At 71.3% G+C, this 23818-nt stretch carries 21 protein-coding genes and 2 tRNA genes; 18 read left to right on the top strand and 5 right to left on the bottom strand.

Annotated elements, in window-relative coordinates; translation table 11 throughout:
- Positions 1 to 84 precede the first annotated feature (84 nt).
- The 4 genes from FHY05_RS07915 to FHY05_RS07900 all read left to right on the top strand — a co-directional run bounded on the left by FHY05_RS07915 (position 85) and on the right by FHY05_RS07900 (position 5511).
- Entirely contained in the window at positions 85 to 357 is a 273-nt protein-coding gene (locus FHY05_RS07915) for an HU family DNA-binding protein (RefSeq protein ID WP_183920663.1), read from the top strand.
- Between the two features lie 52 nt (positions 358 to 409).
- Positions 410 to 484: transfer RNA gene (locus tag FHY05_RS07910), tRNA-Val, on the top strand.
- 437 nt (positions 485 to 921) lie between these two features.
- Positions 922 to 2556 carry a hypothetical protein gene (locus FHY05_RS07905; RefSeq protein ID WP_183943825.1) on the top strand — a complete coding sequence of 545 codons (1635 nt, stop codon included), beginning with the start codon at positions 922 to 924 and terminating at the stop codon, positions 2554 to 2556.
- A gap of 96 nt (positions 2557 to 2652) precedes the next feature.
- A complete protein-coding gene (locus FHY05_RS07900) occupies positions 2653 to 5511 on the top strand; it encodes a TonB-dependent receptor domain-containing protein (RefSeq protein WP_183943824.1) in 2859 nt (952 codons plus the stop codon).
- 39 nt (positions 5512 to 5550) lie between these two features.
- Here FHY05_RS07900 and FHY05_RS07895 read toward each other — a convergent pair whose 3' ends face one another.
- Positions 5551 to 6177 carry a 2OG-Fe(II) oxygenase gene (locus FHY05_RS07895; RefSeq protein ID WP_183943823.1) on the bottom strand — a complete coding sequence of 209 codons (627 nt, stop codon included), beginning with the start codon at positions 6175 to 6177 and terminating at the stop codon, positions 5551 to 5553.
- A 114-nt stretch (positions 6178 to 6291) separates the two neighbouring features.
- Between FHY05_RS07895 and FHY05_RS07890 the strand changes: the two genes are divergently transcribed.
- From FHY05_RS07890 to FHY05_RS07825, 14 genes are all read left to right on the top strand, one after another.
- Positions 6292 to 7140, top strand: a complete 849-nt coding sequence (locus tag FHY05_RS07890) for a type II secretion system protein N (protein ID WP_183943822.1) — start codon at positions 6292 to 6294, stop codon at positions 7138 to 7140.
- Positions 7140 to 9353: a type II secretion system secretin GspD gene (gene gspD / locus FHY05_RS07885; protein WP_183944039.1), complete on the top strand. Its 2214-nt coding sequence runs from the start codon at positions 7140 to 7142 to the stop codon at positions 9351 to 9353. Before FHY05_RS07890 ends, gspD begins: the two co-directional genes overlap by 1 nt.
- Before the next feature lie 41 nt (positions 9354 to 9394).
- On the top strand, positions 9395 to 10936 hold the full coding sequence (locus tag FHY05_RS07880) for a GspE/PulE family protein (protein WP_183944038.1): 1542 nt from the start codon (positions 9395 to 9397) through the stop codon (positions 10934 to 10936).
- 188 nt (positions 10937 to 11124) lie between these two features.
- Positions 11125 to 12348: a type II secretion system inner membrane protein GspF gene (gene gspF, locus FHY05_RS07875; protein ID WP_183943821.1), complete on the top strand. Its 1224-nt coding sequence runs from the start codon at positions 11125 to 11127 to the stop codon at positions 12346 to 12348.
- An 8-nt stretch (positions 12349 to 12356) separates the two neighbouring features.
- On the top strand, positions 12357 to 12797 hold the full coding sequence (gene gspG, locus FHY05_RS07870) for a type II secretion system major pseudopilin GspG (protein WP_183943820.1): 441 nt from the start codon (positions 12357 to 12359) through the stop codon (positions 12795 to 12797).
- Between the two features lie 169 nt (positions 12798 to 12966).
- On the top strand, positions 12967 to 13464 hold the full coding sequence (locus FHY05_RS07865; protein WP_183943819.1) for a GspH/FimT family pseudopilin: 498 nt from the start codon (positions 12967 to 12969) through the stop codon (positions 13462 to 13464).
- On the top strand, positions 13451 to 13840 hold the full coding sequence (gene gspI, locus FHY05_RS07860; protein WP_183943818.1) for a type II secretion system minor pseudopilin GspI: 390 nt from the start codon (positions 13451 to 13453) through the stop codon (positions 13838 to 13840). The genes FHY05_RS07865 and gspI overlap by 14 nt, the downstream gene beginning before the upstream one ends.
- Positions 13837 to 14541, top strand: a complete 705-nt coding sequence (gspJ, locus tag FHY05_RS07855) for a type II secretion system minor pseudopilin GspJ (protein ID WP_183943817.1) — start codon at positions 13837 to 13839, stop codon at positions 14539 to 14541. The genes gspI and gspJ overlap by 4 nt, the downstream gene beginning before the upstream one ends.
- Positions 14528 to 15490 (top strand): type II secretion system minor pseudopilin GspK, encoded by a 963-nt coding sequence (gene gspK, locus FHY05_RS07850; RefSeq protein ID WP_183943816.1) that lies wholly within the window; start codon positions 14528 to 14530, stop codon positions 15488 to 15490. The genes gspJ and gspK overlap by 14 nt, the downstream gene beginning before the upstream one ends.
- Positions 15487 to 16572: a type II secretion system protein GspL gene (gspL, locus tag FHY05_RS07845; protein ID WP_183943815.1), complete on the top strand. Its 1086-nt coding sequence runs from the start codon at positions 15487 to 15489 to the stop codon at positions 16570 to 16572. Before gspK ends, gspL begins: the two co-directional genes overlap by 4 nt.
- Positions 16569 to 17045, top strand: a complete 477-nt coding sequence (gspM, locus tag FHY05_RS07840) for a type II secretion system protein GspM (protein WP_183943814.1) — start codon at positions 16569 to 16571, stop codon at positions 17043 to 17045. The genes gspL and gspM overlap by 4 nt, the downstream gene beginning before the upstream one ends.
- Positions 17045 to 17764 (top strand): type II secretion system protein N, encoded by a 720-nt coding sequence (gene gspN, locus FHY05_RS07835; protein ID WP_183943813.1) that lies wholly within the window; start codon positions 17045 to 17047, stop codon positions 17762 to 17764. The genes gspM and gspN overlap by 1 nt, the downstream gene beginning before the upstream one ends.
- Before the next feature lie 48 nt (positions 17765 to 17812).
- Positions 17813 to 17889, top strand: a tRNA-His gene (locus FHY05_RS07830).
- A 92-nt stretch (positions 17890 to 17981) separates the two neighbouring features.
- Positions 17982 to 19034, top strand: coding sequence for a Glu/Leu/Phe/Val dehydrogenase family protein (locus tag FHY05_RS07825; protein WP_183943812.1), 1053 nt, complete (start codon positions 17982 to 17984; stop codon positions 19032 to 19034).
- Positions 19035 to 19287: 253 nt separating this feature from the next.
- Here the strand turns inward: FHY05_RS07825 and eda are convergent, their stop codons facing one another.
- The 4 genes from eda to pgl all read right to left on the bottom strand — a co-directional run bounded on the left by eda (position 19288) and on the right by pgl (position 23576).
- Positions 19288 to 19893, bottom strand: coding sequence for a bifunctional 4-hydroxy-2-oxoglutarate aldolase/2-dehydro-3-deoxy-phosphogluconate aldolase (gene eda / locus FHY05_RS07820; RefSeq protein WP_183943811.1), 606 nt, complete (start codon positions 19891 to 19893; stop codon positions 19288 to 19290).
- Positions 19894 to 19897: 4 nt separating this feature from the next.
- Entirely contained in the window at positions 19898 to 20863 is a 966-nt protein-coding gene (gene glk / locus FHY05_RS07815; RefSeq protein WP_183943810.1) for a glucokinase, read from the bottom strand.
- 86 nt (positions 20864 to 20949) lie between these two features.
- Positions 20950 to 22764 carry a phosphogluconate dehydratase gene (gene edd, locus FHY05_RS07810; protein ID WP_183943809.1) on the bottom strand — a complete coding sequence of 605 codons (1815 nt, stop codon included), beginning with the start codon at positions 22762 to 22764 and terminating at the stop codon, positions 20950 to 20952.
- Positions 22765 to 22871: 107 nt separating this feature from the next.
- The gene (gene pgl / locus FHY05_RS07805; protein WP_183943808.1) at positions 22872 to 23576 is read right to left on the bottom strand and encodes a 6-phosphogluconolactonase; all 705 of its coding nucleotides are present in this window, start codon (positions 23574 to 23576) and stop codon (positions 22872 to 22874) included.
- Positions 23577 to 23818: the final 242 nt, after the last annotated feature.

The raw sequence follows: 23818 nt of genomic DNA, 5'->3' as shown, positions 1-23818 counted from the left end.
GGCGCGCGCCTTACTGGAGGGATGCGGGCGACGCTCCGCGAATCCATCACGAACGCGTAACGGTAAGGAACGGGGTCTTCTCGCATGAACAAACAGGAACTGATCGCGCAGGTCGCGACGGCGGCCGGGCTCGGCAAGAGCGAGGCGAGCCGCGCGGTCGAGGCGGTGTTCGACGCGATCTCGACGAGCCTGAAGAAGGGCGACGAGGTGCGCCTGGTCGGCTTCGGCACCTTCGCGGTCAGCCGGCGCAAGGCGTCGACGGGGCGCAACCCGCGCACCGGGGAGCCGATGACGATCAAGGCCTCGAGCCAGCCCAAGTTCAAGGCGGGCAAGGTGCTCAAGGACTCGCTCAATTAAGGGCTGGACAGGGCCGGCGCGCTCCCGTAGGTGCGCCGCTCCCGACGCGGATGGGCGCGTAGCTCAGCGGTAGAGCACACCCTTCACACGGGTGGGGTCACAGGTTCAATCCCTGTCGCGCCCACCATCCGACCGGCCGAAGCGCCCCGCTTGTCCCAGCGACCGGCGGGGCTTCTCGTATCTGGCGGCGGTCCTCGCACGCGATCCCCCACGCGGCGTGTCCGACGCGCAGGCATCAGCCATGGTTCTGAGGCACGCCGCTTGTGGCGCTGAGTTTCTGTCAGCGCGGCATCACGTCCCCATCCGGCGTCAGGGCTGAGCGATTAACGGGGCGGACGCTCGCGTCCCTCCGCCCTGACTCCGGCCGATCGACGAGTCCCAGATCGGGGCACAAGCCAGGCTGTCACGTAAGCGTAACGGAAACGACGCCGAACCGTCTCCGAAGACTCATTCAGCTGTCATCGTGCGCGCCTAGCGGCGCTGCTCAGGGAGCGAGCGGGCGCACACAGTTCGACTCGCCGCACCGGGCCCCAGCGCGGGGTCCGTCCTAACAGGGAGTGAGTCATGGTCAGCTTCAGCCGTCGCAGCAAGTTCCTGCTGGCGACCTCCGCCACGTTGTTCCTCGCTTCGTGCGGTGCGGACGACGTCGCCTCGCCGGGCGCCGGCAGCCTGCCGATCACGATCGTCCAGCCCGCCCCGACCCCGACGCCGACCGGCACCCCGACCCCGACCGCCCTGACCAACGCGCAGATCGCGCTGGCGACGACCCAGTCGGGCGTCACCGTCACGGCGGACGAGCAGGTCGCGATCCTCAACGCCGGGCAGAACAACAACCTGCAGGGCTTCGGCAGCACGCTCAACGGCGTCTACCCGGTCAGCGGCACGTCGCTGGCCACCGCGAGCAACCCGCAGACGGTACTCGGCAACAGCAGCTTCATTCAGAACACCAGCTACGTCGGCGCGCTGAGCGGCCCCAATGACGGGGCCTTCTCCGGCTGGACCTGCAGCTCGACCGCGGCGAGCTTCCTCAACAGCGCGAGCTGCACCGCGGTGCCCTCGATCGGCAGCGGGACGCCGGCGGCCTCGTGCCCGACCGGGCTCACCGACGACGGGCTGAACACGTCGAATGGCGCCAGCAACCCGGCGACCTTCCGCTACTGCCGCCTGCCGCAGGTCATCACCGCGGACCTCACGCTCGCGAAGATCCCGGGCCTGGTCTACCGCTTCCGCGGCCAGACCGAGGTGGGCGACATCAACGCCGCCACCGGCGTGACGCTGACGATCGCGCCTGGCGTCGTGCTCGCCGCTGACTCGACCGAGTCCTCGAACGACCTGCTGCTGGTCAACCGCGGTAGCAAGCTCAACGCGGTCGGCACCGCGGACGCGCCGATCATCTTCACCGCGCAGCAGAACCTCGCCAACAACGGCGTGTCGGACGCGACCCAGGGCCTGTGGGGCGGCGTGATCCTGCTGGGCCGCGCGCCCACCGCGGTCTGCGCCGCGGGTACCGGGCCGAACGACGCCAACGGCAGCTCGGCCACCTGCCAGCAGGCGATCGAGGGCGTCACCGGCCGCTTCTACGGCGGCACCAACCAGGCCGACAGCTCGGGCACGCTCCAGTACGTCCAGATCCGCTACACCGGCATCGCGATCAGCGAGGGCAACGAGCTCCAAGGCCTGACGCTCGGCGGCACCGGCTCGGGCACGACGATCGACCATGTCCAGAGCCACAATTCCTCGGACGACGGCGTCGAGATCTTCGGCGGCGCGACCAACCTGAAGTATTTCGTCGTGACCGGCGCCGACGACGACGGCTTCGACGTCGACAACGGCTGGCGCGGCTTCATGCAGTTCATCATCGCCGCCCAGAAGGTCTCGGGTTCGACCGCCGACTCGTTCGCGACCGAGATCGACTCGAACGGCGCCGAGGACCTGCTGCCGCGCACCTATGGCCGCTACGCCAACTTCACCTTCATCCAGACCAACTCGGCCCCGGCCGCGATCCGCCTGCGCGGCGGCGCGGACTTCGCCTTCGTCAACGGCGTGGTGAAGTCGGCTGCCGGCGCGGCGTGCGTCAACATCATCGCCGGCGCCGGCGACGGGGCCACGCGCACCACGATCCGCGCCGCCGACAGCGCGCTCCAGGACGTCGGCCCGCCGACCTTCAACTCGGTCTACTTCCAGTGCCAGGGCCGCTGAGGCGCCACCGGCCCTCGTGAAGCTCGGCGGAGCCCGGGGAGCGCCTCGCAGCGCCGCCCCGGGCCCGCTCATAGAAACAGACTGGAACCTTCCGCCATGCGCCAGCGCACCTATGCCTCGCTCCTTCTCCTGACGACCACGTTGGTCGCCCCCGCGGCGCTGGCGCAGGTCGCGCCGCAGACGGGCGCGCCCACCACGTCCTCGCCCGCCGGCCCGCCGCCGACGAGCACCACCACCAACCCCGACGCCGCGCCGACCGCGCAGAACCAGGCCACCACCACCGCGACCCCCGGGACGGAGCAGGGCGCGGAAGGCACGGCCGACGAGCCCCAGGCCGAGGTCTCCGCCCCCGGTCTCGACGCCAGCGGCGGCGGCGACATCGTCGTCGTCGGGCGCAACATCCCCAACACGATCCGCGCCACCGCGCAGGTCGTCAGCGTTCTCTCGAGCGCCGACATCGCCCGCACCGGCGAGGGCGACATCGCCGGCGCGCTGACCCGCGTCACCGGGCTGTCGGTGGTCGGCAACGGCTATGTCTTCGTGCGCGGCCTCGGCGACCGTTACTCCTCGGCGCTGCTCAACGGCTCGCCGCTGCCGAGCCCCGAGCCGCTGCGCCGCACGGTGCCGCTCGACATCTTTCCGACCACGGTGGTCGGCTCGGCGCTGGTGCAGAAGACCTATTCCGCCAACTACCCGGGCGAGTTCGGCGGCGGCGTCATCAACCTGACCACCAAGGCGATCCCGGACGAGAATTTCTTCACCGTCGGCGCCTCGGGCGGGATCGACACCGAGACCACCGCCAAGCTCGGCTACACCTATTTCGGCTCGAAGACCGACTGGCTCGGCTATGATGGCGGCGAGCGCAACGTCCCCGACTTCATCAGGCAGGCGCCGGCCGGCAACGGCGTGATCCCGAGCGCGCAGGTTCTCCAGCTCTCCAACGCGCGCACCACCCTGCTACAGCGCACCACCGACACGCCGGCCAATTACTCGGGCAGCATGGACCTGGGCGTGACCGGCGACATCGGCGCGACCCGCGTCGGGCTGATCGGCAGCCTCGGCGTGTCGAACACCTGGCGCACGCGCGACGCGACGCAGCAGGACACGGTCAGCGTCGACGGTACGCTGCGCAACGACTTTCAGACCGTGATCACCGACAATCGCGCAGTGGTGAACGGACTGCTCGGCTTCGGCGCCGAGTTCGGCGAGAACAAGGTGCGCTGGACCAACGTTTACATCCATGACACGCTCAAGCAGGGGCGCGCCTCGGGCGCGACCGTGTACAACAACTCGAGCGGCAACCCGCTCTTCCAGCAGAACACCAACTGGTTCGAGCGCAAGCTGATCGAGACCCAGCTGGTGGGCGAGTTCAAGCCGATCACCGATCTGTCGATCGACGTTCGCGGTGCCTACGCCAACACGCAGCGTAACTCGCCTTATGAGCGCCAGTTCATCTATCTCTGCAACACCAGCCTGACCAACCAGACCGGGGACGTGCCGGTCAGCGACCGTGGGCTCAACTGCCCGGGAGCGTGGCAGGCCACCAACGCGTTCGACCGCTTCGCCACGGTGGTGTTCAGCGAGCTCAACGAGGACCTCTACTCGGGCCAGGCCGACGTCGCCTACAAGATCCCGGGCGAGCGTCCGATGACGGTGTCGGCGGGTTACTACTTCTCGGAGAACGATCGTACCTCCACGCGCCTTCCGTTCGTCTATCAGACCGTCTCGGGCGGCGCGATCCCGTTCCCGTGCAACCTGCTGCGGCCGGACTATCTGCTCTCGCCCGACGTCGTGAACGGCTGCCCGACGCCGATCTCGGGCGATCCCGCCAACACCGCGGTGCAGCTTCGCTTCGATGCGGGGCAGAACGGCTCCTACCAGTATGACGCGCTGCTGCGCGTCCACGCCGGCTACGCCCAGGTCGAGGCGGAGGCGCTCGACGGGCTGCGCGCGATCATCGGCGTCCGTTACGAGACCGCGACCCAGCGGGTCACCCCGATCAACGCCACGTCGACCCGGCTGAAGAACGATTACTTCCTGCCGGCGGCGACGATCACCTGGAACTTCGCCAGCAACCAGCAGCTGCGCCTGGCGGCCTCGAAGACGATCGCGCGGCCGCAGTTCCGCGAGCTCGCCCCTCAGGCGTTCCGCGATTTCGAGTCCGACCGCCTGTTCTTCGGCAATCCGCGGCTGAAGGACTCCGAGCTGTACAACCTTGAGGCGCGATACGAGTGGTTCTTCGCGCGCGACCAGCGAGTCACGCTGGCGGGCTTCTACAAGCGGATCGACAATCCGATCGAGCAGGTCGGCTTCTTCCCGACCCCCGATGCGCGTCTCCAGACCGGCTTCACCAACCTGCCGCGCGCCAAGCTGTATGGTGCCGAGATCGAGGCGCAGAAGTACGTCCCGCTCGACTTCCTCTCGGCGGGCATGGCGGGCAAGCGCGCGGTGCTGATCGCCAACTATACCTGGACCCACTCGGCGATCACCGCCGACGACAGCTGCGTGCCGGGTGTGCTCGAGGGAACGACGCTCGGCGGCTGCCAGGCGAACTTCGCGCCGGCGCGATCGCTCTTCCGCGACGGTGCGCCGCTCACCGGCCAGTCGGACCATCTCGTCAACCTGCAGTTGGGGTACGAGGACACCGAGAACGGCACCCAGGCGACGCTGTTGTTCAACTACGCCAGCGAGCGAGTGACCAATCGCGGCCCCTCGCTGCTCGACGGTTCGGGCTTCCAGCCCGACATCATCGAGAAGCCCGGCATCCGGCTGGATTTCGTGATGCGCCAGCAGGTGCAGCTGGTCGGCCAGAAGGTCGAGATCAAGGCCGAGGCGCGCAACCTCACGGGCACGCGCTACCAGGAGTTCCAGACCTTCGACGGCGGCGGGCGTGTCGACATCAACCGCTACCGGCTGGGGCGGCTCTTCACGCTCGGCGCCAGCGTGAGCTTCTGATGACGAAAGTGACCGGCGGCGGACGCCGCCGGTCACCGGTCAGCTCCAGGGTCGCTCGCGAAACCATTTGGTGATGACGTACTTGACGCCCGAACGCACCTTCATGCCGTGGTGCAGCGTGGCAGGGTTGGGCGTGTCGTCGGGGCGGCGGTTGTTCCAGCAGACCAGCTTGCCGGGCTCCGGCTGGATCGTCTTGTCGATGGTCTTGAACCGCGTCGCGCCGCCCGCCTCGGGCGCGTTGAGATAGACCATCATCGTCCACGTGCGATTTCCCGCGACGCTGCAGAAGCGCGCGAAGTCGGCCCCGGTCGGCTCGAAATAGTCGGTGTGCGCCTTGAATTCCTGGCCGACGGCGTAGCGCTGCCCCTGCAACGGCTCACCGTGGCGCGGGTCCAGCCCGGCGAAGTCGGCGAGACGCCTGTTGATCGCCGCGACGAGCGGCTCGTCGTCGCGCAGGTCGCAGGTCTCGCTGGTGCGGAAGGCGGTGTCGCCGTTGGGATCGGCGATGGTCGAGGGGCGCCGATCTGCGTCGATCAGCGCGATCAGCGCGGTGCACTCCGCCGCGGTGAGGAAGTCGCGTCGGATGAACAAGGTGAGCTTGGGAGAGGGGACTCGCTGGATCAGCGGCTGCGCACTCAGTCGCGCGATGATGGGGTCGGTCGCCATGAGCCTGCTATATTCCACCTGAAGCAAGTCGAGCCAGCCACAGAAATATTACACAAGCCGCCGACGCCGATGTAACAGGGTTCTCGTGGTGGCGCAGGGAGTTCAGCCGAGCGCATGCGTTTGAAGTTCGACGCCCGGGCACGGGCGATCCTGCGGCGGTTGCCGGCCGTGAACGCTTACTCGGCGGTCGAGCTGCTGCTGCTCGCCGGGCTGGCCGTGCAATGCGCCCGATTGATGTGGGTGATCGTGACTCCGGTCGCCCCGCTCGGTGCCTGGGTGCCGGCCGGGCCGACGGTCCCCGTCGACCCCGCCGGCGTGCTCGCCAGCGTCGATCCTTTCTATCGGGTCAGCGGAGCGCAGGTGCAGGGACCGGCGGTGGTCACCTCGCTCCAGCTCACGCTGTTCGGCACGCGGATGGACGACGCACAGGCGCGCGGCGCCGCGATCCTGGCGGGGCCGGACGGGTTGCAACGCAGCGTCAGCGTGGGCGAGGAGGTCGTGCCCGGCGTGGTGCTGCGAGCTGTCGCCTTCGACCACGTCACGCTCGAGCGCGGCGGCGCGCGCGAGGACCTGTTCCTCGACCAGTCGACCAAGCCGAGCGCCGAGGTGCCGCCACCCGGCGCCGCCCCCGCCGCGATGCCGGGCCCGGACCCGCGCGTGCCGCGCGACTCCGACGCCGGCGGCGGCGCCATGTCGCCCGACCGGCTGCGCACCGACATCACTGCCATCCCGCAGATCGAGGGTGGCCGCGTCGTCGGCCTGACCGTGCGCGGGCAGGGCGGCAACGCTTTTCGCGCGTCGGGGCTGCGCGACGGCGACGTCGTCACCCAGGTCGCGGGACGTCCGGTCTCGGGACCCGCCGACCTCGACCAGTTCACGCGCGAGCGCGCCCCAGGCGGCTCGGTCCCCGTCACCGTCCAGCGCAACGGCCAGACGGTCGCGCTCGCCATCCCGGTAAAATGATGAAGCGTTCTCAGGTCCTTCTCGCTCCCCTCGCGCTCGCCGCGGCGGCACAGCCGGCGCTCGCGCAGACGACGCTCAACGTGCGCGACGCCGATATCCGCGCCTTCATCGCCGACGCCGCCAAGGTGACCGGGCGCACCTTCATCATCGACAATCGTGTCCAGGGGAAAGTGACCGTCGTCACCGATCGGCCGCTGTCGCGCTCCGAGTATCTCGAGGTGTTCCTCTCGACGCTGCGCGCCAACGGCCTGGTCGCGGTGCCGAGCGCCAACGGTGCCTTCCGCGTCCAGCCGATCGACAATGCGGCGAGCCAGCCAGGGCGGATCGGCCTCGCCGGCGCGCCGCGCAACCAGCTCGTCACCGAGATCATCCGGCTTCGCTCGGTTGACGCCGCGCAGGCGGTCGACACGGTACGCCCCTTGGTCAGCGCGCAAGGGTCGGTCACGGCGAACCGCGGCGGCAACAGCCTGGTGGTGGTCGATTTTGCCGACAACGTCCGCCGCGTGCGCGAAGTGGTGCGTCGGATCGACTCGGATACCTCCGCGACGCGCATCATCCCGCTCAAGAACGCGCGTGCCAGCGAGGTCGCTACCGCGCTGCAGGGGCTGATCGGCGGCGGCGGCGCGGGGGGCGCCGCGGCGGCGGCGGGCGGCGCCTCGGCGGTGGCGATCGAGAGTTCCAACGCGGTGGCGCTGCGCGGTGACCCGCAGACCGTGGCGCGGCTGGCGGCGCTGGCGCGCGAGCTCGACCAGAGCGCGCGCAACGCCACCGAGATCCGTGTCGTCTTCCTCGAGAATGCCGACGCGAACCAGCTGCTGCCGGTGCTCCAGCAGCTCGTCGGCCAGGCGCCCGACGCGATCGAGGAGCAGGCGCTCACCCGCTCGGGGCTCAGCAGCTCGAGCACGGGCTCGACCGGCGTGGGCGCGACGCCGCAGCCCGCGACGCGCTCGCGGCCGACGCAGTCGACCACGCAGCAGTCGGGCAGCCAGCCGCAGCAGGCGGCGATCACCGGGCAGGGCAACCGTACCGCCGCGGTGGTGACCCGCTATGCCGGCGCCAATGCGATCGTGATCGCGGCGCCCGCCGACATCCAGCGTCAGCTCGCCGACGTGGTGAAGCAGCTCGACCAGCGTCGGCAGCAGGTGCTGGTCGAGGCGATCGTGGCCGAGGTGTCGGATACGACCGTCAACCAGCTCGGCGCGCAGTTCATCCTGGGCAACCTCGACGGCGGCGCCTTCGCCGCGTCGACGTTCAGCAACTCGGCGCCCAACATCCTCCAGATCGCGGGCGCGATCGGGGCGCGCTCGCTGGCGAGCTCGACGACCACCACGGTGGCGAACGGCGTCACCACGACCGTGACCAACAACGCGCCGTCCGACACGCTCACCCAGTCGGCGATCCAGTCGATCATCGGCTCGTCCGGCGGCTTCGGCGGCTTCGGCGGGCAGATCGGCAGCACCGTTTTCGGCGCGATCATCAACGCTGTGAAGCGCGACAATACCTCGAACCTGCTCCAGGTGCCGCAGATCATGACGATCGACAACCAGGAGGCGCACACGCTGGTCGGGCAGGAGATCCCGATCACCACCGGCGAGGCGCTGTCGAACAACTTCGACAACGCCTTCCGCACCACGCAGCGGCAGAATGTCGGCATCGGGCTCGACGTCCGCCCGCAGGTGAACTCCTCCGGCACGATCAAGATGAACCTGCACCTCGAGGTGAGCTCGATCGCGGGGCCGGTCTCGAGCAACAACTCCGACCTGATCCTCAACAAGCGCGAGGTCGAGACGGTCCTGACCGTCGACGACGGGGCGATCGGCGTGATCGGCGGGCTGCTCTCCGACGAGGAACGCCGTACGATCGAGAAGATCCCGCTGCTCGGCGATATCCCGGTGCTGGGCAACCTCTTCAAGTCGCGGGCCAAGTCTCGGTCGAAGACCAACCTGATGATCTTCATCCGCCCCACCGTGATCCGCAGCGCGAGCGACAACCGTCGCGTCACCGAGCAGCGCTACGGCTACCTTCGCCTCCAGCAGGCGGCGCAGGAGCCCTTGTCCGAGCCGTCGATCGACACGCTGGTGCGCGACTATATGGGCACGACGCCGCCGCTGCCGCCCGCGGGCCAGCCTGGCAGCATCGAGGACCCGCGCGTGGCGGTGCCGGTCTATCGCAACTCGACCACCGTCATCCCCGGAGGAGAGCGGCGCAAGTGATCGTGCGCACCGGAGCCGAGATCGACGCCGCCGCGGCGCCGCTGCCGCCGCCCGGCGACGGGGTGACGGTGCCGCCGGCGGTGCTGCCGCCGGCGGCGCTACCCTATTCCTTCGCGCGCAAGTTCGGCGTGGTGCTCGACCAGGGCGGGACGGTGGGGACGCCCAAGGTGGCGCTGCGCGAGGGGGCGGACCCGCGCGCGCTGATCGAGGTACGGCGCGTGCTCGGCCGCGCCTTCGACGTGGCGGTGGTGCCGGTCGCCGCCTTCGACCGGCTGCTCAGCGACAATTACGCGATGGACGGCCAGGCCACCGCCGCGGCGGCGGTCGGGATGGGTGACGAGCTCGACCTGCTCGCCGAGGGGCTGCCCACCGCCGAGGACCTGCTCGACACCGCCGACGACGCCCCCGCGATCCGGCTGATCAATGGCATCATCGCCGACGCCGCGCGCAACGGCGTGTCGGACATCCATATCGAGCCGTACGAGACCGGTCTGGTGGTGCGCATGCGGATCGACGGCGTGCTGCGCGAGACTCTGCGGATGCCGCCGCACGTCGCGCCGGTGGTGGTGAGCCGCATCAAGGTGATGGCGCGGCTCGACATCGCCGAGCGGCGCGTGCCTCAGGACGGGCGCATGGGGCTGACGCTCGGCGGCAAGCTGCTCGACGTCCGCGTCTCGACGCTGCCGAGCCGCGCCGGCGAGCGCGTGGTGCTACGTATCCTCGACAAGGAGAATGCGGGGATCGACCTCGACGCGCTCGGCATGACCGCGCCGATGTACGCGCTCCTCCGCGAGGTGATCGCCGAGCCCAACGGCATCGTGCTCGTCACCGGGCCGACCGGCAGCGGCAAGACGACGACGCTCTACGGGTCGCTGCGCCTGCTCAACGACGGCAGCCGCAACATCCTGACGGTGGAGGACCCGGTCGAATATGCGGTGGAGGGCGTCGGACAGACGCAGGTCAACAGCAAGGTCGGGCTCACCTTCGCCGCCGGGCTGCGCGCGATCCTGCGCCAGGATCCCGACGTGGTGATGGTCGGCGAGATCCGCGACCGCGAGACCGCCGAGATCGCGGTCCAGGCCTCGCTCACCGGGCATCTCGTGCTCTCCACCGTCCATACCAACGACGCGGTGGGCGCGATCACGCGCATGCGCGACATGAAGGTGGAGCCGTTCCTGCTCGCCTCGACCTTGCGCGCGGTGATCGCGCAGCGGCTGGTGCGGCGGCTGTGCACCAACTGCCGCCGCGCGGTGCGCGCGAGCGAGACGGTGGCGCCGTTGCTCGGGGTCGACCCGGGCGCGACCGTCTACGAGGCGGTCGGCTGCGAGCAGTGCAACCGCACCGGCTTCCGCGGCCGGATCGGCGTGTTCGAGGCGGTGCGAGTCGACGCGGTCGTCCGCCGCATGATCAACGAGGGCGGCGACGAGGACGCGATCGCGCGTCACGCCTTCGCGACCGGCGACACGCTCGCGACCGCGGCGCGCCGGCTGGTCGAGAACGGCCAGACCACCGCGGAGGAAGCGGTGCGCGTGTCCCGCAGCGAGAATGCCGACGCCGCCGAGGTGGCCATTACCGATGCGTGATGGGGTGAGCCGCTGCAACATACCCTTCCCGTCATCCCCGCGCCGGCGGGGATCCAGACGCGCGGACCTTCGCGATCGAGTCGCCACGTCAGCGTATATGGATCCCCGCCTGCGCGGGGATGACGGTGGGAGAGGGGGCAAGCCGGTGCGTGCCGGCGAGCGAGCGTCCCTTTGTCCGGCCACCCGCCATGGCTGACTTCGACTATCTCGCGATCGACACGCGCGGCAACGAGACGCGCGGGCACGTCGCCGCGGCGGACGTCGCCGCCGCGCGCGCGACGCTCGACCGCCGCCGCCTCTACGTCGTCCGCCTGGAGCCGGGCAGTGCGCCCGCGACGCGTCAGCGCCCACTGTTCGGGCTCGAGCTCGGCCGCGCCAAGATGTCGGGCAAGCAGCTGACGCTCTTCACCCGCCAACTCGCCACGCTCAATCGCGTCTCGCCGCTGGAGGAGTCGCTCCGCACCATCACGCGCCAGACCGAGCAGGAGAGCGTGCGCGCGATCGTCCAGACGGTCCACACCGGCGTCGTCGAGGGCCGCCGGCTCGCCGACGCCATGGCGCGCGAGCCGAAGAGCTTCCCGCCGCTCTATCGCGCGATGGTCGCGGCGGGCGAGAGCTCGGGGACGCTGCCCGAGATCATGGAGCGGCTCTCCACCCTGCTCGAGCGACAGGCGGAGATTCGCGGCAAGCTGCTGACCGCGATGGCCTATCCCAGCGTGCTGTCGGCGGTGGCGTTCAGCGTGGTGATCGCGCTGATGACCTTCGTGGTGCCGCAGGTCGTCGAGCAGTTCGACACCGTCGGGCAGGAGTTGCCGCTGCTCACGCGCATGATCATCGCCTTGTCCGACCTGCTGGTCGGCTGGTGGTGGCTGCTGCTGCTGATCGTGGTCGCGGCGGTCGGCGGCGCGGTGCTGGCGCTGCGCCAGCCGCCGATCCGGCTCGCGTTCGACACCTGGCTGCTGCGCGTGCCGTTGATCGGGCGGCTGCTGCGCGACCTTCACGCCGCGCGGATCGCGCGCACGCTCTCCACCATGGTCGCCAGCCGGCTGCCGCTGCTCGAGGGGCTGACGCTCACCGCCGGCACGATTCACAACCGGCGGCTCAAGGCCGCGTCGGACGAGATCACCGAGTCGATCCGCGGCGGCGGCAGCCTCTCCACCGCGATGCGACGTACCGGCGTGTTCCCGCCCTTGCTTGTGTACCTCGCTGCCAGCGGCGAGGCGGCGGGACGGCTCGACGAGATGCTCGAGCGGGCCGCCGATTATCTCGAGCGCGAGTTCGACCGCTTCACCGCCACCGCGCTGTCGCTGCTCGAACCGCTGATCATCGTCGTGATGGGCGCCATCGTCGCCACGATCGTGCTGTCGATCCTGCTCCCGATCCTCCAGCTCAACACTTTGGCCGGCCAGTGAGACCCTTGATGCATACCGAACAGACCCAGCGCCGCAAGAAGAAGAACGGCTTCACTCTCGTCGAGCTGATGGTGGTGATCGTGATCATCGGCCTGCTCGCCACGATCGTCGCGCTCAACGTGCTGCCCTCCGGCGACACCGCGCGGATCCAGAAGGCCAAGGCGGATATCGCCACGATCGAGCAGGGGCTGGAGCTGTACCGGCTTCAGATCGGCAGCTATCCGACCACGTCGCAGGGCCTCCAGGCGCTGGTGACGGCGCCCGCGGGGGCCGACGCGGCGCGCTACCAGGCCGGCGGCTACGTCAAAAAGCTGCCCAAGGACCCGTGGGGCCGCGACTATCTCTACGCCTCGCCGGGCCAGCACGGCGCCGCCGACGTATGGACCCTGGGTGCCGACGGCAAGGACGGCGGCGAGGGGATCGATGCCGATATCGGCTCCTGGCAGTAAGCGCGGACCGACCCGCGTCCCCCGACGCCGTCCGCGCGGCGCCCGGTGCGCCGTGGAGCCCTGCGCTACTCTCGCGCTCCTCCATCCCGGACGTCTTTCGGGATCCACCCGTCCGCGTCCTGCGCAGCCGCGGCTCTCGCGGGACGGCGGACTCTGGAACGAGTCCGGGATGGCGGTAGAAGAGGGGGCGCTCGTCGGCGCAGGAGCAGCGCGCGTGCACAGCCGCGAGCCTGCGCGTACCACCGGCGGCTTCACGCTCATCGAGCTCATGGTCGTGATCACCGTCATCGGTCTCGCCTCGGCCGCGGCGGTGCTGGCCATGCCCGACACGCGCGGCCGGCTGACCGACGAGGCGGCGCGCTTCGCCGCCCGCGCCCGCAGCGCGCACGACGCCGCGATCGTCGAATCGCGGCCGGTCAGCCTGTGGGTGACCGAGACCGGGTACGGCTTCGACCAGTGGCGCGGCGGTCGCTGGTCGCCGATGGAGCCGCCGCTCGGGGTCGAGCAGTGGCGTCCCGGAACCGCGGCCGCTGGGCTGGTGCGCGAGCGAGTCACCTTCGACACCACCGGGCTCGCCGATCGCCCGCTGACGATCACGCTGACGCGCGAGGGCGCGCGCACCGATGTCGTGATCGAGCCCGACGGGCGCGCGCATGTCGCGGGCTGAGCGCGGCTTCACGCTGATCGAGATCATGGTGGCGCTGGCGGTGTTCAGCCTCGCCGCGCTCGCCCTGGTGCGGCTGGAGGGGCAGACGATCCGCTCCACGGGCGTGCTCTCGGCGACGCTGCTGGCGCAGGCGGTGGCGCGCAACGTCGCGATCGAGGCGGTGACCGACGCCGAGCCGCCGGTGCGCGGGCGCTCCTCCGGCGTGGAGCAGAACGGCGGCCGCGCCTGGACCTGGGTGCGCGAGGTGCAGCCGCTCGGCGACGGCGATGTGATGCGGGTCGACGTCAGCGTCAGCGATCCCAGCGGCGCGGTGCTCGGCCGCATGACGATGGTGCGCCCGCCGGCGCCCGCGCTGTCGGTGGACGTGGCGGGATGAGCGCGCGTCGCGACGCCGGCTTCACGCTGGTCGAGGTCATGATCGCGCTGATGATCTTCGGCATGATCGCGGCCGCGGGCGTGGCGCTGCTCGCCTTCAGCGTTCGTGCGCAGGGCGCCAGCGCGATCGCGCTCGACGACACCGGCGCGCTGAGCCGGCTCTCCTCGATCCTCACCGCCGACCTGGCGCAGGCGCAGGACCGTAACACGCGCGACGTGAACGGCGTGCTGGTGCCCGCCTTTAGCGGCGATGCGGCGGCGACGCCGTTGCTGCGGCTGGTTCGCGCCGGCTGGAGCAACCCCGACCAGGCGCCGCGCGCCGAGCTGCAGAAGGTCGAATACCGCCTCGCCGGCGACGGCCTCGAGCGAGTCGCTTATCCGGCGCTCGACGGCGCCGCGCCGCTGCCGCCGGCGCTGCTGCTCGACCGCGTGCGCACGGTGCAGCTGCGCTTCCGCTATCGCGGCGCCTGGAGCGACACCTGGCAGGGCAACCCGCGCGCCGCGCTGCCCCAGGCGGTCGAGCTGGTGGTGACTCGCGCCGACTCGCGCCTGTATCGTTTGCTGTTCCTCGTCGGCACGGGTGCGGGGCGTGTCCAGGAGAGCGGTAGCGGGGCGCCGGGGGGTGCCGCGGGCGGCGGCGCGGTGTCGCCGGGCGCGGGTGCGCCGGTGCGGGCGCCGGGAGGCGGCGATGCGGCACGGTGAGCGCGGCGCGGCGTTGCTGACGGTGCTGCTCCTGGTCGCGGTGATCTCCGTCATGGCGGCGAGCGCGCTCGAGCGGCTGCGGCTGTCGACCCGGCTCGCCGGCAACGCGGTCGCGCTCGACGCTGCGCGCGGCTACGCCTACGCGGCCGAGACGCTGGCGACCACGCGCGTGACGTCGCTGCTGAGCCAGGCGCGCGATCGCGTCGCGCTGACGGGCGGATGGAGCGGGCGGCCGTTCGGGCTGCCGATCCCGGGCGGTTCCGCGACCGCGCGCGTCACGGACGGGGGCAATTGCTTCAACCTCAACAGCCTCGTCGCTCGCGCGCCGGACGGCAGCTACGCCGTCAACTTCGAGTCGCTCCAGCAACTGCAGCGGCTGGCGCGGCTGCTGCGTGTGCCCGACGGCGACCGCGTCGCCGCCGCGGCGGCCGACTGGATCGACAGCGACGACAGCCCGCTCCCTGGCGGCGCGGAGGATAACGACTACCGCGGCTACCGCACCGCGGGCGTGCTGATGGCGGACGTGAGCGAGCTGCGCGCGGTGCGCGGCGTCACCCCGGAGGTGTATCGCGCGCTGCGGCCGTATCTCTGCACCCTGCCGCTGGCGCAGCGCAACGTCTTCAACGTCAACACCTTGCTGCCCGAGCAGGCGCCGCTGCTGGCGATGCTGGTGGGCGAGTCGCTCAGCGTCGAGGCCGCGCAGGGCGTGCTGCTGCGGCGACCGCCGAACGGTTGGTCGACCGTCGACCAGATGTGGGCACAGCTCTCGACCCAGAGCGGCGGTGCGTCGCAGGTGGGCGCGGCGCAGTCGACCAGCGTGAAGACGGTGTGGTTCGCGCTGCGCGTCGACGTCACGCTCGGCACCGCGGAATTGCACGAACAGGGGCTGATCGACGCACGGACCCTTCCCGTCCGGCTCGTGACGCGGCAATGGGGAGATGCGCCATGACCGCTGCCACGCTCCTCTTCCTTCCGTCCGCCGACGACCAGCCGTGGCGCTGGTGGCGCATCCGCGACGACCAGGTCGAGCGTGAGGGCGAAGGCGTGCCCGCGCGCGACGAGGAGGTGCCGGTGATCGCGGTCGCCCCCGCCGACGCGGTGACGCTTCACTGGGCCGATCTGCCGGCGCGCTCGCCGGCGCAGGCGCTGGCCGCGGCGCGGGTGGTGGTGAGCGACGCCACCGCCGAGCCGGCACAGGAACTCCACGTCGCGGTCGGCGGCGAGAAGGGCGGGGAACGCGCGATCGCGGTTGTGGCGCCGGCGCTGATGCGGGGCTGGCTCGAGGCGCTCGCCCGCGCCGGGATCGACCCGGGCGCGATCGTCCCCGCGCCGCTGCTGCTGCCCGCGCCCGAGGACGGGTATGTCGCCGCCGACCTGCCGGGACAGCGGGTGGTGCGCGGCCGCACTAGCGGCTGGGCCGACGAGCCGCTGCTCACCGAGCTGATCACCGGGGGCGAGCGCCCTTCGCCGCTCGCGCACGACGCGGTGCGCGGCGCGGCGGTCGCCGCGATCGCCGCGCCCGCGATCGACCTGCGACAGGGCGCGTTCGCGCGGCGGCGCCAGCGCGCGGTCGATTGGGCACTGCTGCGCCGCATGGCGGTGCTGGTCGGCTGCATCCTGCTCGCCACCCTGGCGATCGATCTGGTGCGCATCCTCCGCTACTCCTTCGGCGCCGACGCGATCGAGGCCCAGGCCGACACGGTGGCGCGCCAGGCGCTGCCGCGCGGCGCGAGCGCGGGTGATTCGACGCGGCTGCTCGGCGAGCGGCTGACGCGGCTGCGCGGTCCGGGTCAGGGCTTCACCCGCACCGCGGCGGCGGTCTACGCGATCGTCGACGCGGTGCCGGAGAGCGAGGTCATCGCGCTCCAGTTCGAGCCCAACGGGTCGCTGCGCGTGTCGCTGTCGCTCGCCGGCGAGGCGCAGGCCAACACGATCAAGCAGCGGCTCGCGGCGGCGGGCTTCACGGTGGAGTCGAGCGTGTTCCAGCAGGCCAACAACCGGCTCACCGGCGACATGACGGTGCGGCCGTGAACGCGGCGCGCGCCTGGTTCGAATCGCGCTCGCTGCGCGAGCGGCGGCTCATCGCGGTGATGGTCGCGCTGGCCGCGGTCACGCTCGTCTGGGCGGCGGTGATCCTGCCGGTGCGCAACGGCCTGTCGTCGTCGCGCGCGCGCTACACCGACGCGGTCGTGCGGCTCGGCGCGGCGCAGAGCGGGCTCAGCCAGATCAAGGGATTGCAGCGTCGTGGCGCGACTGCGCTGGGCGGCTCGCTCGCCGATGTGGTGCGCGCGCGCGCCGATGCGGCCGGCTTCGCGCTGGCCTCGCTCGACGTGGTCGCGCCCGATCAGGTCCGCACCTCGATCACCAGCGCGCGCGCCGGGGCGCTGATGCGCTGGGTGGCGGGGCTGGAGCAGGAAGGCATCCTCGTCGACTCGCTCAGCGTCACGGGCAGCGGCGCGGGTAGCGTCACCGCGCAGCTCAGCCTGCGCCAGCGGGGCGAGTGATGCGGATCCGTCTCGCCACCGGGCGCCGCGCGCTCTTCATCGCGCTGTTCGCGCTGGCGGTGCTGGTCTTCCTGCCGATGCGACTGGCGCTCGGTTGGGCCGGGCTCGACGCGCAGGGCTTCACCGCGCGCGAGGTGACCGGCAGCCTGTGGTCGGGCCGGCTGGTCGAGGCGCGCTTCGGTGACATCGCGCTGGGCGACCTCGACGCGGGTGTGTCGCCGCTGGCGCTGATGATCGGGCGCGCCCGGATCGCGCTGGCGGGGGCGAGCGCCGACCCGTCGCGCCAACTGTCCGGCACGGTCGAGCTGGCGCGCAACCGCGCCGCGATCATCGGCGCCCGTGGGCCGCTGACGCCCGGCAACGCCTTCCGCCCGCTGCCCGTGACCGCGCTCGACCTCGACGACGTCACGGTGCGCTTCGTCGATTCGACCTGCGAGCAGGCCGAGGGTCGCGTCCGCGCGACGCTGTCGGGCCAGTTCCTCGGCCAGCCGCTGCCCGGTGCGATCAGCGGCGCGGCCCGCTGCGACGCGGGCGCCCTGCTGCTGCCGTTGAGCAGCGGCACGGGTGAGGGGGTCAACCTGCGGTTGTGGCCGGACGGCCGCTATCGCGCCGAACTGACCCTGGTGCCGACCGACCCGACGGTCGCGGCGCGGCTCGACGCCGGCGGCTTCGTCGCGAACGGGGCCGCGCGCACCTTCGCGGTGGAAGGAAGATTCTGAGCGCCTTGACGAGGGGCCACGCGCCCCGCTAGGGGACCGGCCTTCGCGGCGATCGTAGCTCAGTTGGTTAGAGCATCGGTTTGTGGTACCGAGGGTCGCGGGTTCAAGTCCCGTCGATCGCCCCATTTACTCCCATCTGCATTTCGCGCTGGCGTCTGCCGTCGGCTACGAATATTGCGCTACGCGGTAATATTCTGCTGCGCTTGACGGAGGCGTGATGACCTCGCTGTGGGACTATCCCGATTTCGACGCCCATGAAGGGCTCCACCTGTTCGCCGATCCGGCTTCCGGGCTGAAGGCGGTGGTCGCGGTCCATTCCACCGCGCTCGGGCCCGCGGCGGGCGGGGTGCGCTTCTGGCATTATGCCGACGACTCGCGCGCGCTCACCGACGCGCTGCGACTGTCGCGCGGGATGAGCTATAAGAACGCGATGGCGGGTCTGGCGCTGGGCGGCGGCAAGGGCGTGGTGCTCGCGTCGCGACCGGGCGAGACGATCAGCGAGGCGCAGCTTCGTGCCTTCGGCCGCGCGGTCGAGTCGCTCGGCGGGCGCTACGTCACCGCGGAGGACGTCGGCATGTCCGAGGCGCGCATGAAGGTGATCGCCGAGGAGACGCGCTATGTCTCCGGCCTGCCCGTGGCGCAGGGCGCCGCGGGCGGCGACCCGGGGCCGTACACCGCGCACGGCGTGTATCTCGGCGTCCGCGCCGCCGCCAAGCGCGGGCTCGGCAGCGACGACGTGCGCGGCGTTCGGGTCGCGATCCAGGGGCTCGGCTCGGTCGGTGGCGGGCTCGCCAAGCTGCTCGCGCGCGACGGCGCGGTGCTGACGCTCGCCGACGTCGACCAGGCGCGCGCCGAGCGGCTGGCGGCCGAGCTGGGGGCGACCGTGGTGGCGCCTGACGCGATCCTGAGCGCCGACGTGGATATCGTCAGCCCCAACGCGCTCGGCGCGATCCTGACGGAACAGTCGATCCCTTCGCTCAAGGCGAAGATCGTCGCGGGCGGCGCCAACAACCAGCTCGCCACCGCGGCGGACGGGCGACGCCTCCATGACGCAGGCGTGGTCTACGCGCCCGACTACGTCATTAACGCCGGCGGGATCATCAATGTCGGGCTCGAGTATCTCGGGCACGGCGACGAGGCCGAGGTGATGGCGCGCATTGCACAGATCCCGGGCCGCCTCGATCAGGTATGGGACGAGGCCGCGGCGACGGGCGACCCGACCGCCGAGGTGGCGGACCGGATCGCGCGGCGGCTGATCGGGCGGGAGTGAGGGGCGCGAGCGCCTCTGAGGCGGCGCGCGACAAGCGACTTACGTGGGCATGAGAAACGCCGTGGCGGGCGTAACCTCGTCATCCTCACTACCGTCATCCCGGACTTGGACAGGGATCCACTGACCCGCGCACCCAGACGCCGGTAGGTAAGCGGCACCGTGGATCCCGGACCAAGTCCGGGATGACGGCAGAGGGGGGGCGGGGTCCTTCGCCACGATCGTGCCTACCGCCTCCCGCCACCCCTGGCTCGCCCTACCGCGCCAGCCCCGCCGCCGCCCGCGCGCGCGCCTCGATCTCGGGCAGCGTTCCCTCGGTCACCCAGCTGCCGCCGACGCACAGTACCGGGTCGAGCGCGAGCCAGTCGGGCGCACTCGCCTCGGTGATGCCGCCGGTCGGGCAGAAGCGGCACTGGTAGAAGGGCGCTGCCAGCGCCTTGAGCGCCTTGATCCCGCCGCTCGTCTCGGCCGGGAAGAACTTGAAATGCGACAGGCCCATGTCGAGCCCGCGCATGATGTCGCCCGCGGTGGCGACGCCGGGCAGCCAGGGGATGCCGCTCGCCTGGATGGTCTCGCCCAGCTTCTGCGACAGGCCCGGCGAGACGATGAACTCGGCGCCGGCGTCCTTCACCTGCGCCACCTGCTCGGCCGTGACGACGGTGCCAGCGCCGACGATCGCGCCGGGCACTTCCTTCATCGCGCGGATCGCGTCGAGCGCGGCGGGGGTGCGCAGCGTCACTTCCAGCACCTTGAGCCCGCCGGCGACCAACGCCTCGGCCAGCCCGCGCGCCTGCGCGGCGTCCTTGATCACCAGCACCGGGATCACCGGGCTGGTGCGCATCACGGTCTCGATGTCGCTCATGGTCTCACTGATGCTCCTGCGCGAAAGCCGCCGCGGCGCCGAACAGGCCGGGCTGGGGATGGGTGATGAGCTTGACCGGGATCGCCGCCATCATCGACTGGAACCGGCCCTTGGAGACGAAGCGCTGGTCGAAGCCCGAGCGCAGCAGCTTGTCCTTGATCCGCAGCCCGAGCCCGCCGGCGATCACCACGCCCTGCGCGCCCTGCGCCAGCGCGAGGTCGCCTGCCACCGCGCCGAGCGCGAGGCAGAAGCGGTCGAGCGCGGCGAGCGCGATCGAATCGGTACCCTCGAGCGCCTCGGTCCAGATCGCCTTGTCGTCGCGGCGCAGCACCGCGCGGCCCTCGAGCTCGGCGAGCGTCTCGTAGATCGCGACGATGCCGGGGCCGGCGACGATCCGCTCGGCGGAAACGCGCGTGTAGGTCTTGCGCAGCCGCTTGAGGATCGCGTCCTCGATGCCGTCGAGCGGGGCATAGTCCATGTGCCCGCCCTCGGTCGGCAGCACCCAATAGTGCCCGTCGCGCTTGAACACCTGTGCGACGCCCAGCCCCGTGCCCGGGCCGCAGACGGTGGTGACGCCGTCGCCGGGCAGGTCGGTGTCGGGGCCGCAGAGATGCTCGAAATCGCCGGCGGGCAGCTGCGCCACGGCATGGCCGATCGCGCCGAAGTCGTTGATGATCGTCCACTGCTCGGCGCCGAGCCGCTCCGGGATGAGCGAGGGGCGGATCACCCAGGGGTTGTTGGTGAGGCGGATCACGTCGCCGGTGATCGGCGAGGCCACCGCGATCGCGGCGGCGGGGGGCAGGGTGCCGCCCTGGCGCGCGCGGAACGCCTCGTAGGCGGTCTGCAGGCTGGCGTGCTCGGCGGTCTTGAGCGTCACCGGCTCGCCGAGCGACTGGACGCGGCCCTTGTCGACCTCGGCGATCGCGAAACGGGCGTGGGTGCCGCCGATGTCCACCGATACGATCTGCATGCTCTTCTCCCTCTCCCCGCCGAGCGTCGGGGGCGAGCGCCCCGGTACCCTCCCGACCCTCCTCCCGCGGGAGGGGGCCTAGCGAATCACAATCCGGCGCCCGCCAATATCGCGCTGGCACCCTTCTCGGCTTCGTCGGCGAGCCCGCGGAACAGGCCGAACAGCTCGCGTCCCATCCCGCTGGCGGGCGGCGGCGCCGCGGCCGGCGCGCGCGCTGCCCACTCGTCGGCGTCGACCAGCGCGGTGAGCGTGCCCGCCTCGGCGTCGACCCGGATCAGGTCGCCGTCGCGGATCAGCCCGATCGCGCCGCCGCCCAGCGCCTCGGGCGAGCAGTGGATCGCGCACGGCACCTTGCCGCTCGCGCCCGACATGCGCCCGTCGGTGACGAGCGCCACCTTGAAGCCGCGGTTCTGCAACACGCCCAGCGGCGGGGTCAGCTTGTGCAGCTCCGGCATGCCGTTGGCACGCGGTCCCTGGAAGCGGACCACCACGACCACGTCGCGCTCGAGCTCGCCGTTGCGGAAGGCGGCGAGCACCTCGAGCTGGTCGGCGAAGACGCGCGCGGGCGCCTCGACCACCCAGCGCTCGCGCTCGACCGCCGAGACCTTGATGCAGGCGCGGCCGATGTTGCCCTGGAGAATGCGCATCCCGCCGTCGGGCGAGAAGGGCCGGTCGGCGGGGCGCAGGATCGTCTCGTCGCCGCTCGCCGGCACCGCCTGCCACGTCAGCTGCTCGCCCGCGATCACCGGGCGCTCGCCGTAGGCGGAGAGATCATCGCCGGCGACGGTCATCAGGTCGCGGTGGAGATAGCCGGCGCCGATCAGCTCGCGGATCACGAAGGGCATGCCGCCCGCGGCCTCGAACGCGTTCACGTCGGCTGAACCGTTGGGATAGACCCGCGCGACGGTCGGCACCGCGGCGGAGAGGCGATCGAAGTCCTCCCAGTCGATCACGATCCCCGCCGCACGCGCGATCGCGGGAAGGTGGAGCAGGTGGTTAGTCGAGCCGCCGGTGGCGAGCAGCCCCACGGCGGCGTTGACGATCGCTTTCTCGTCCACGCAGACGCCGAGCGGGCGGTAATCGTCGCCGTGCACGCCGATCGCGGCGAGCCGGTGGACCGCGGCGCGGGTCAGCTCCTGGCGCAGCTTGGTACCGGGATTGACGAAGGCGGCGCCCGGCATGTGCAGGCCCATCACTTCCATCATCATCTGGTTGGTGTTGGCGGTGCCGTAGAAGGTGCAGGTGCCCTGCGTGTGATAAGCCTGGATCTCGGCGTCGAGCAGCTCGTCGCGGGTCGCCTGGCCCTCGGCGAAGCGCTCGCGCACCGCCGCCTTGGCCTTGTTGGGCAGGCCCGAGGGCATCGGACCGCCGGGGATCAGGATCATCGGCAGGTGGCCGAAGCGCAGCGCGCCCATCAGCAGGCCGGGCACGATCTTGTCGCAGATGCCGAGCAGCGCCGCGCCCTCGAAGGTGCCGTGGCTCAGCGCGACCGCGGTGCTGAGCGCGATCGTGTCGCGGCTGAACAGCGAGAGCTCCATCCCGGCATAGCCCTGCGTCACGCCGTCGCACATCGCGGGCACGCCGCCCGCCACCTGCGCCGTCGCGCCGACCTCGCGCGCCCACACCTTCATCTGCTCGGGGTAGCGGTAATAGACCGCGTGCGCCGACAGCATGTCGTTGTAGGCGGTGACGAGGCCGATGTTCATCGCCTCGTGCCGCGTCGTCATCGCCTCGCGGTCCTCGGGCGTGCCGGCATAAGCGTGCGCGAGATTGGCGCAGCCGAGCCGCGGGCGGCCGATCCAGCCGTCGCGCTCGCGCTCGGTCAGCGAGAGATACGCCTGGCGGGTCGGGCGCGAGCGCTCGATGATCCGGTCGGTGACGGCGCTGACGGCTGGATTCATGCTGCTACCTTCGGCTCGGGCGGGTCGTCGCGCGGCGGCGCGGTTGTGCGGCAGCGCCCTGCCGCACTCAAGTCCCGCGCGGTCGGAATACGTGTTCGGTGGTGGACTCAGGCGGCCCAGTGGATGTCGACGGGCAACTCGACGTCGGCGAGCACGCGGCCGATCGGATAAGGCGAGCCCGCCCCCTCCTTGATGGCGTCCTCGATCACCTTGCGCTTGGCGTCGCCCGTCACCGCGATCATGAGCGCGCGCGCGGTGGCGATCGCCTGGCGGCTGAGCGTGACCCGCGCCACCGGCGCCTCGGGCGGCAGCGGATCCGGCAGGATGCCGAGCGCACGGCGCTCCTTGGGTCCGTTGAGCGCCTCGTCATAGTCGGGGCCGGGAAAGATCGAGGCGGTGTGACCGTCGCGGCCGACGCCGAGCAGGCACAGGTCGAGCGGCCAGTGCAGGTCCTGCATCAGCGCGTCGGCGGAGCGGCCCGCGGCCTTGTAGTCGTCGGTCGCCTTGGGCACGATCGGCATCACGCGCGCGCCCTTGGGGATGAAGATCTTGCCCAGTGCCGTGACGTTGGAGAGCGGGTCGCCGAGTGGGACGATGCGCTCGTCGCCGGGGATGATCGTCACGCGCTTCCAGTCGAGCTTGGCCTGCGCCAGCTTCTCATAGGCGGGCAGGGGGGTCTTGCCGCCCGCCAGGGCGATCACCGCCGAGCCGCGCGCGTCGATCGCGCTCTCGACGACGAACTGGATGTCGCCAGCGACGGCGTCGGCCAGCTCGGCCGCGTCGTCATATTCCCACCACTCGATCTCGGTCATGTCTCTCTCCGTCGCGGCGCTGCGGGCCGCGCTGGTCGCCGCGCGGTACGCGCCGGCAGGGTCGTCGCCCTGCTTTCGCAGGAAGTTCGGTCAGGTCAACCGAGCATTGCGATGGTAGCGGCAAGGGAGGGCCGCCGAGCGGTAAGCGGCGCGCGCCCTTCGCGCTTCCACCCCGGCGCGCCCGGGTCCCGCTGGGCCGGCGGTGGTGAGCCGCAATGCGGCCTATTCACCTGAACCCCGGC

This window comes from Sphingomonas sp. BK580 (assembly GCF_014194975.1).
Taxonomy (GTDB): domain Bacteria; phylum Pseudomonadota; class Alphaproteobacteria; order Sphingomonadales; family Sphingomonadaceae; genus Sphingomonas.
Note: the sequence above shows the minus strand (reverse complement) of the source record. Positions and strands in the feature narration are given on the sequence as shown.